The organism is Methanofastidiosum sp., assembly GCA_013178285.1.
GTDB lineage: Archaea > Methanobacteriota_B > Thermococci > Methanofastidiosales > Methanofastidiosaceae > Methanofastidiosum.
Genome location: JABLXD010000091.1, coordinates 1 through 2,381, shown reverse-complemented (window position 1 = coordinate 2,381; position 2,381 = coordinate 1). Strand labels below are relative to the sequence as shown.

At 33.2% G+C, this 2,381-nt stretch carries 2 protein-coding genes; both read right to left on the bottom strand.

The window, feature by feature from the left end:
• On the bottom strand, positions 1-379 hold a 379-nt coding region (locus HPY60_11855; GenBank protein ID NPV51870.1), incomplete at its 3' end, for a CfrBI family restriction endonuclease.
• A 5-nt stretch (positions 380-384) separates the two neighbouring features.
• The gene (locus tag HPY60_11850; protein NPV51869.1) at positions 385-1,806 is read right to left on the bottom strand and encodes a hypothetical protein; all 1,422 of its coding nucleotides are present in this window, start codon (positions 1,804-1,806) and stop codon (positions 385-387) included.
• Positions 1,807-2,381 lie beyond the last annotated feature (575 nt).

Sequence of the window (2,381 nt, the reverse complement as noted above, 5' to 3'; positions counted from 1 at the left end):
CAATTATTACCTTAATCTGATATAAATTCTCACCGCCTTCGTATTCTTTCAATAATAATTTTAAAGCCTCTATATTTTTCTTGCCTAAATCCAGGCAAACTTCTTTTGCGGATGTTCCCCCTGTCATATTCTTTACAGTTTTATCATTCAAACCACCAAACCACAGAAGTTTAAATTTGTTTTCTTTTCCTGCTTTTTTACATGTATCGTCTAAAAGTTTTTCGAGCCAGTTATCACCTTTTCTTTTGTATTCAAAAACATCGGAAATTAACTCCTGAGCTTTATCAATAAATCTTTTATTTATTGTTGCAAGAACATAGGTTCTGTAATCTTGTCCTGTCAGAATTGAGTATATTATTTTGCTAGAAAACTCTTTCATAATTCTTACCTCTTTATTTTTATATCATCAGTTATTGTTTCTATCGCCTCGCTTATTTTCTCAATATTCTTAAATAACCTTTCTTCAGTTGGTTTTTTACCTCTAATGGATGTTCCCTGCTTGGCTTTTATCTGCTCTCTAAACTTTATCATCTGCTCGGTTACGATTTTTGAAATAAAATTATCATCCTCCGCTGAAACATTTACCTCATCTATCTTCTGCATAACAAGTATGTATTCATTATCAATTTTTCCAATATCGGCACTGGTGTATTTCCTTGTTTTATCAATATTTCTAAAGAAAGTTTTTAATGGATTAAACCCTATCTTTTTGCCCATTTCTGCAAAAAATTTGTGGCTCTCAATCAATTCATATTCCAAAGAAGAATTTCCCACCACAATTACACATAGTTTATCTTTTTTTAAAACCCTATTCATTTCTATCATTGAACGAAGCATATCTCCTAAATATTCGGAAAGTAATCTAAATCTGTTAGTTATAAAATGTGAATGCGCCCCTATCTCGTGTTTTCTAAATAAATCAAAGTCCATTCCAAGCCAAAGCATATTATACATATGAACTCTATAATAATCTAATGCATTCACATAAGGAGGAGAGGTTACTATTAAATCTATTGAGTCAGATTCGATATCTAATTTTCTCGCATCACCGCAAATTACTTTTACCTCTGGAGCAGTTTTAGCAATTTTGGCCATCTCACTTAACTCTTTCTGCATGGACTTAACTTTTTTTAAAAATAAATCATCCACATCGATACCACCACCATTTTCTACCAATGACCAAATTGTGGAAGATAAAGCAACTCTTCCGAAATCAAACAAATCGTTATAACCCTCTTCTTTTATCTCTAATAAAGTTTCACGAATGCTCTCTAATTTTGAGATTACAACTCTATTGAATATTCTACTTACCTTCCTGTGAGGTAAATTATTGATTCTTTCATCAACTCTCCTGTAATCTAAATCTAAATATCGCTTCATAACTGTTAATTTTTTGTTAAAATATCTGAACTCGCTTTCATCAATTAGTGTGGTTTTGACTTTAGTTATCAGAGCTGCAAGTGGATTAAAGTCATTCCCAACAGAACTTCTACCATTTAGAAATGCCTCTACTAATGTAGTTCCGCAACCACACATTGGATCTAAAACAGTTTCATTTTCTTTTGTAAATAACTTGATGAATGTTAAAGGTATTTGAGGTATGAACCTTGCAGGGTAAGAATGAAAGGTATGGGTAAGATATTGAGTCTTAAAATCTTTAAAATCCCAATCAATTTTATCTAAAATTTTAATTCCATTTTGAAAACTATATTCATTATTAATAATTTTCATGTATTCCTGTTCTGGACATTTTACTCCAAATAATGTTTTTTGTTGGATATTATTTAACATTTTTACATCCCCCACTATTTTTATATCCCCCACTATTTTATTAATTTAATAGTTTTAGGAAGCTTTCCGACCTGAAGAACGAAACTGATGAAACTTTTAGCGTTACCGTTTCTAGTGTACCCAGTTCCCCTGCCAGGACCAGAAACCGCATAAAAGCTATACCCCATAAAACCAGTAGGTGTCGCCTTTGTACCAAATGTAAATTCGCCAAAAAACAGGTTTTATCCTTCCAAGTTTTCCAGGAAAAAAGGGCAACTTAATTTAAGCCTAACCTTAAACGATTATGTTCCGTTTCGGTCTACCATCTAGGATTGTGATCTATTTTTGGGGGTACCAATCGAGCACCAACCAATCCTTTTCTCCTGCCTCAACAAAAAGAAAAACGCCGCAAAACCTTGCGGCGCCTGATTTTTCTGGTGAGCCATGGTGGACTCGAACCACCGACACCCTGATTAAAAGTTCGGAAAAGCATGTTTTTTCTGGTTTTTCTGATTATCTGCAGTTCACAAAAATCTCAGTCAACCAACGGCCTTAAAGCAAATCAATTAATTCTTCAATTGTAAGTCCTGCCTGTCCAAGGATTGACTTTA